Below are 6,227 nucleotides of genomic sequence, written 5' to 3' on the forward strand. Positions count from 1 at the left end.
TCACCGTGCGCTGCATGTCGGTGACTTCCTCGGGCCGCTCGTCGATCAGCAGCACCAGCAGGAACACCTCGGGGTGGTTCGCCGAGATCGCCTTGGCGATGTTCTGCATCATGATCGTCTTGCCGACGCGCGGCGGCGCAACGATCAGGCAGCGCTGGCCCTTGCCGATCGGGGTGACGACGTCGAGCACGCGGCCCGACTTGTCCTTTATCGTCGGGTCCTCGATCTCCATCTTCAGCCGCTCGTCGGGGTAGAGCGGGGTGAGATTGTCGAAGTTCACCCGGTGGCGGACCCGGTCGGGATCCTCGAAATTCACCTGGAGCAGCTTGGTCAGCGCGAAATAGCGCTCGCCGTCCTTGGGGGCGCGGATCTCGCCCTCGACCGTGTCGCCGGTCCTGAGGCCGAACTTCCGCACCTGGTTGGGCGAGATGTAGATGTCGTCGGGCCCGGCGAGATAGTTCGCCTGGGGTGAGCGGAGGAAGCCGAAGCCGTCGGCGAGCACCTCGATGGTGCCCTCGCCCATGATCTGGTCGCCGTTCTCGGCCTGGACCTTGAGGATGGCGAACATCAGGTCCTGCTTGCGGAGGGTGGACGCGCCCTCGACGCCAAGCTCCTCGGCGAGCTGGACCAGCTCCGCGGGTGCCTTTTTCTTCAGGTCTTTCAAATGCATGCGATGGTTCCGTGGCGCGAATGGAAACGCGCCGTGCTGGATAGGGAAGCTTGGTCGGCGAGGAGGCGCCCGGACGGAAAGCTGGAAGGAGGCGGGCCGGACGGCCTCACCGACTTGGAGAGGTATGGAAGCGCCGCGGCCAAGTCAAGCCGGGGCGCCTCAGAACGGCTTCACGATCACCAAAGCGACGATCAGCACCGTGGCGAGCGCGGGCACCTCGTTCATCATCCGCAGCCGCCGGTTGGGCAGGGTCGGCCGGCCCGCCGCGAGCTTGCGGGCATAGCCCACCGCCCAGCCATGATAGCCCGAGAGCAGCACCACGATCAGCAATTTGGCATGCAGCCAGCCCAGCCCCTCGGTGCCCGCGAACAGCCCGGCGTTGACCGCTAGCGCTAGCCCCAGCACCCACACCGCCAGCATCGCCGGCGTCAGGATGATCCGCCTAAGCTTGTTCTCGCGGTCAATCCAGCGCGCTTCTTCGGCTTGGTCGCCCAGCCCTTCCTGATGATAGACCAGGTAGCGCGGCAGCATGAACATGCCCGCCATCCAGAAGACCACGAAGATGACGTGCGCGGACTTCACCCACAGATAGGCGCCGCCGAGGAATCCGGGTTCGAGCATGGGGGTGCTGTAACCAATCCTCCCCTGGAAGGGGAGGTGGCATCGCGCAGCGATGACGGAGGGGTATCCCCCTCTCGATGGCGCGACACCCCTCCGGCGCTGCGCGCCACCTGCCCTTCGAGGGGGAGGAATCAGGTGCCCGGCACCCGCGCCATACCCTAGCTCCAAACATCGCGCCCTAACCAGTCCTCCCCTGGAAGGGGAGGTGGCATCGCGCAGCGATGAAGGAGGGGTATCCCCCTCTCGATGGCGCAACGCCCCTCCGGCGCTGCGCGCCACCTCCCCTAGCAGGGGAGGATCAGCTGCCCGGCACCAGCGCCACGCCCCAGCTCCAAGCATCGCGCCCTGACCAATCCTCCCCTGGAAGGGGAGGTGGCATCGCGCAGCGATGACGGAGGGGTATCCCCCTCTCGACGGCGCGATACCCCTCCGGCGCTGCGCGCCACCTCCCCTTACAGGGGAGGACTTAACCGCGCACCCGCGCCAGCAACCGTTCGACGTGCGCAATCGGCGTGTGCTGGCCGATGCCGTGGCCGAGATTGAAGATGTGCGGGCGATCGGGGAAGGCGCGCATCAGGCGATTGAGCGAATACTCAAGCGCCTCACCGCCGACCTCCAACGCCAGCGGATCGAGGTTGCCCTGGACGGGGAGCCCTGCAGGAAGATGCTCGTTTGCCCATCGCGGATCGACTGTCTCGTCGAGCCCGATCGCATCAGCAAGAGTGCCTTCCGCATACATCGGCAGTTTGCCGCCTGCCCCCTTGGGAAAGCCGATCACCGGCACCCCCGGGCAGCGCTTGCGAAACTCACGGATGATCCAGTGGTTCGGCTCCAGCACGCAGAAACCGAACTGTGCTGGCGACAGGCTGCCCGCCCAGCTGTCGAACAGCTGCACCGCCTCGACTCCCGCCTCAACCTGACCAACGAGGTAGTCCACGGTCAACTCGGCGATGGCGTAGAGAAGCTCTCCAAACCGATCCGGGTCGGCATAAGCGAGTTTTCGCGTCTCGGCCTGATCCTTGGAGCCTTGGCCTGCCACCATATAGGTCGCCACCGTCCACGGTGAGCCTGCGAAGCCGAGGAACGTCACCTGTTTCGGCAGTTGTGCCTTCACCAGCCGCACGGTCTCATAGACAGGGAGCAACCGGTCCAGACGCGGTTCCAGCGACTCCAGCGTCGACTCAAGCAGTCTCGGCGCCAGCCGCGGCCCCTCCCCCACCCCGAAGCTCAGGTCCTGCCCCAGCGCCCAGGGCACCATCAATATGTCCGAGAACAGGATCGCGCCGTCGAAGCCGAAGCGGCGGATCGGCTGGAGCGTCACCTCCGCCGCCGCGACCGGATCGGTCGCCAGCGCCAGGAAGCCGCCCTTCTCCGCCCTGAGCGCGCGATACTCGGGCAGATACCGCCCTGCCTGGCGCATCAGCCAGATCGGCGGGCGCTCCTGGCGCTTCCCGCGCAGCGCGGCGAGCAGGGGCTTCTTCTCAAGAGAAGATTCTGAAGAGGTTGTTGTGGATGTAGGCACGTTGGTCGTGGGGCTTATGCGTCCATCCCCCGATTGCCAACAGCTTGACTCAGCCAGCACGCGGCCACCGCCGCCGAGTCAGCCACACCCATCCACAGCCTGTGGAGCAGGGCAGGGGAGTGGACAGAAATGTGGACAGACACCGATCTGTCCACGCCTGTCCTTTCGCTTGGCCGGCAGGGGCGCTTGCGCTACCGCCTGTCCCCATCTTGTCCACAATTCTGTCCTGACAGCGGTGACACGCCTCCATCTCCACCTCCTTTCGGATTCCACCGGCGAGACGCTGGAGAACATCGCCAAGGCGGCGCTCGCCCAATATGACGATGTCGAGACCGTGCGCCATTTCTGGCCGATGGTGCGCACCGAGGCGCATCTCGACCGCATCCTCCAGGAGATTGCGCAGAACCCGGGCCTGGTGATCTTCACTTTGGTCAATCCGGTCACCCGCCAGATTCTCGAAACGCGCTGCCACCAGCTCGGCCTGCCCACCGTGGCGCCGCTCGATCCTGTCAACGATGCGCTGTCGGCAATGCTCGGCCAGCAGGCCAAGGCGCGGCCGGGGCGACAGCATGTCCTCGACGCCGCCTATTTCGCCCGGGTCGATGCGATCCAGTTCACCATCGCGCATGATGACGGCATCGCCTGGGAGGATTGGGAAGAGGCGGATATCCTGCTCGCCGGGGTCAGCCGCTCCTCGAAGACGCCGACTTCCATCTATCTCGCCAACCGCGGCTTCAAGGTCGCCAACATCCCGATCGTGATCGAAAGCCCGCCGCCGCCGGTGCTGTTCGCGCTATCGCATCCTTTGGTCGTCGGCCTCACCACCAGCGCCGACCGGCTGGTGGCGATCCGCCGCAACCGCCTGCTGTCGCTCAACCAGGCGCCCGAGACCGATTATGTCGACCACGAGGCGGTCGCGCGCGAGCTCGCTTATGCCCGCCGCATGTTCTCGGACAACGGCTGGCCGGTGATCGACGTCACCCGCCGTTCGATCGAGGAGACCGCCGCGGCGGTGATCTCGCTCTACAACGAGCGCCGCGGCGTCTCGACGCGCGAGAGCGAGTGACGCTACGAGGGCGGGGTGCACCTGATCCTCGCTTCGCAATCCGCCTCGCGCCAGGCGATGCTGGCCGCCGCCGGCGTGCCGTTCACCGCCCAGCCGGCGCTGGTCGACGAGGATGCCGCCAAGGCGTCGCTCGGCCGCGAGCGCCCGCGCGACCTTGCCGATGCGCTGGCGGAACTGAAGGCGCTCAAGGTCTCCGCACGCAATCCCACCGCCTTGGTGCTCGGTTCGGACAGCCTGGCCGTGCTCGATGACGGCAGCGTGCTCGACAAGCCGGCCAGCCGCGAAGAAGCGCGCGATCACCTCGAACGCATGTCCGGCCGACGCCACGATCTCGTCAGCGCGGCGGTGATCGCGGAAGGCGGCCGCGCGGTGTGGCGGCATGTCGAGGCGGCGCGGATGTTCGTCCGGCCGCTTTCCTACACGTTCATCGAGGCGTATCTCGATGCGGAATGGCCGGCGATCTCCGGATGCGTCGGCTGCTATCGCGTCGAGGGGCCGGGGGTGCAATTGTTCAGCCGGATCGAAGGGAGCCAGTTCACCGTGCTCGGCATGCCCTTGCTGCCGGTGCTCGGCTATCTGCGCGAGCGTGCGGTGATCCCCGCGTGAGCGCCTCAACCGCCTCAATTCGTCAGGTCCCGAACCCCGTTCGCCCTGGGCGAAGTCGAAGGGCAAGCGAAACGGCTGCCAAGTGCGTCGACTTCGCTCGGCACGACCGGAGGTTCCAGCGCCTCAACCGTCTCAATTCGTCTCACGGGTCTGAACGATGACCCGTCCTTATGCCGAGGTGATCGGCGATCCGATCGCGCATTCGAAATCGCCGCTGATCCACCGTTTCTGGCTCGATGCGCTGGGCATCGACGCCGACTATCGCGCCACCCACGTGCTGCCCGCCGACCTTGCTGCCTTTGTCGCGCAGCGCCGCGCCGATCCCGACTGGCGCGGCTGCAACGTCACCCTGCCGCACAAGGTCGCGGTGATGAATCTGGTCGATGATCCCGGAGACGTGCGCGGCACCATCGGCGCGATGAACACCCTGGTCCGGCAGGGCGGGGGTTTGATCGGCACCAACACCGATGCCGCCGGCTTCTGGGCGCCGCTCGCCGAGCTCGACCTCGCCGGCCAGCCGGTCGCGGTGGTGGGGGCAGGGGGGGCGGCGCATGCGGTGCTGTTCGCGCTCGCCCGCGTCGGGGTGGAGCGGGTGACCCTGCTCAACCGCAATCCGCTCAAGGCCGCCGCGCTGCTCGCGCGCTTCAGCTTGAAGGGCGATGCGGTGCCGCTCGATTCGCCGCTGCCCCCTGTGGGCCTGCTGATCAACGCCAGCGCGCTCGGCATGCACGGCCAGCCCGATTATGCGCCCGACCTGTCGGCGTTGCCCGAGGACGCGGTGGTGTATGATATCGTCTATGCGCCGCTGGAGACGCCGCTCCTCGCGGCGGCGCGCGCACGCGGCCTGGAGACGGTGGACGGGCTGGAGATGCTGATCGGCCAGGCCGCGCTGGCGTTCGAACTGTTCTTCGGTGCGCAGCCGCCGCGGGAGCGAGACGCGGAACTGCGCGAGCTGCTGACGGCATGATCGGCGCAGCTGCTCTCCCCTCCCTGCAAGGGAGGGGCCGGGGGTGGGTGGAAGCCTGGCGATATGTCGCCGTCCAGACCGTCGGCTCCGTATCACCTGGACGCCACCCACCCCTAACCCCTCCCCTGCAGGGAGGGGAATGATGCTGACCCTCGGCCTCACCGGTTCGATCGGCATGGGCAAGTCCACCGTCGCGGCGATGTTCGCCGACGAGGGCGTGCCGGTGTTCGATGCCGATGCCGCGGTGCACCGGCTGCAGGGACCCGCCGGCCGCGTGGTCGCGGCGATCGAGGCGCGCTTTCCCGGCACCACGGGGGAGGGGGGCGTCAACCGCACCGCGCTCGCCGAGGCGGTGCTCGGCGACGACGCGGCGATGAAGGCGCTGGAGGCGATCGTCCACCCCGCGGTGGGCGAGGAGCGCGCCGCCTTCCTCGCCGAGAACGCCGGAGCCGCGCTCGTCGTGTTCGACGTGCCGCTGTTGTTCGAGACCGGCGGCGACCGCGCGGTCGACAAGGTCGCGGTGGTTTCCGCCGCCGCTGATGTCCAGCGCGCACGGGTGCTCGCCCGTCCCGGCATGACGGAGGCGAAGTTCGCCGCCATCCTCGCCCGCCAGACCCCCGATGCCGAGAAGCGCGCCCGCGCCGACTTCGTCATTCCCACCGACGTGCCGTTTGACGAAACCCGCGCCTCCGTCCGCCGCGTGATCGCTTGCGTGACCGGGGTGGAAGGCCGATAGTCGCTCCCCCATGCGCGAGATCGTCTTCGATACCGAAAC

7 protein-coding genes are annotated in these 6,227 nt (G+C 67.5%); 4 read left to right on the top strand and 3 right to left on the bottom strand.

Annotated elements, in window-relative coordinates; all coding sequences use genetic code 11:
* The 3 genes from ACFDTH_RS16795 to hemE form a co-directional block, all read right to left on the bottom strand.
* Positions 1-670, bottom strand: a 670-nt coding sequence (locus ACFDTH_RS16795; RefSeq protein WP_375288709.1) for a Rho termination factor N-terminal domain-containing protein, incomplete at its 3' end; no start/stop codon positions are given.
* A 159-nt stretch (positions 671-829) separates the two neighbouring features.
* A complete protein-coding gene (locus tag ACFDTH_RS16800) occupies positions 830-1,291 on the bottom strand; it encodes a CopD family protein (RefSeq protein ID WP_375288710.1) in 462 nt (153 codons plus the stop codon).
* A gap of 466 nt (positions 1,292-1,757) precedes the next feature.
* Positions 1,758-2,813: a uroporphyrinogen decarboxylase gene (gene hemE, locus ACFDTH_RS16805; protein ID WP_375288711.1), complete on the bottom strand. Its 1,056-nt coding sequence runs from the start codon at positions 2,811-2,813 to the stop codon at positions 1,758-1,760.
* A 235-nt stretch (positions 2,814-3,048) separates the two neighbouring features.
* Between hemE and ACFDTH_RS16810 the strand changes: the two genes are divergently transcribed.
* The 4 genes from ACFDTH_RS16810 to coaE all read left to right on the top strand — a co-directional run bounded on the left by ACFDTH_RS16810 (position 3,049) and on the right by coaE (position 6,188).
* Positions 3,049-3,879 (top strand): pyruvate, water dikinase regulatory protein, encoded by an 831-nt coding sequence (locus ACFDTH_RS16810; RefSeq protein WP_375288712.1) that lies wholly within the window; start codon positions 3,049-3,051, stop codon positions 3,877-3,879.
* A gap of 15 nt (positions 3,880-3,894) precedes the next feature.
* Entirely contained in the window at positions 3,895-4,485 is a 591-nt protein-coding gene (locus ACFDTH_RS16815) for a Maf family protein (protein WP_375288713.1), read from the top strand.
* A 157-nt stretch (positions 4,486-4,642) separates the two neighbouring features.
* On the top strand, positions 4,643-5,452 hold the full coding sequence (gene aroE / locus ACFDTH_RS16820) for a shikimate dehydrogenase (protein WP_375288714.1): 810 nt from the start codon (positions 4,643-4,645) through the stop codon (positions 5,450-5,452).
* Between the two features lie 142 nt (positions 5,453-5,594).
* Positions 5,595-6,188 carry a dephospho-CoA kinase gene (coaE, locus tag ACFDTH_RS16825; protein ID WP_375288715.1) on the top strand — a complete coding sequence of 198 codons (594 nt, stop codon included), beginning with the start codon at positions 5,595-5,597 and terminating at the stop codon, positions 6,186-6,188.
* Positions 6,189-6,227: the final 39 nt, after the last annotated feature.

It is taken from the genome of Sphingomonas sp. (assembly GCF_042096255.1).
Taxonomy (GTDB): domain Bacteria; phylum Pseudomonadota; class Alphaproteobacteria; order Sphingomonadales; family Sphingomonadaceae; genus Sphingomonas.

What these genes read in the sequence shown, in the direction of transcription:
- ACFDTH_RS16800 (WP_375288710.1), bottom strand. Translation starts at nt 1,291, where the DNA reads ATGCTCGAACCCGGATTCCTCGGCGGCGCCTATCTGTGGGTGAAGTCC.
- coaE (WP_375288715.1), top strand. Translation starts at nt 5,595, where the DNA reads ATGCTGACCCTCGGCCTCACCGGTTCGATCGGCATGGGCAAGTCCACC.
- aroE (WP_375288714.1), top strand. Translation starts at nt 4,643, where the DNA reads ATGACCCGTCCTTATGCCGAGGTGATCGGCGATCCGATCGCGCATTCG.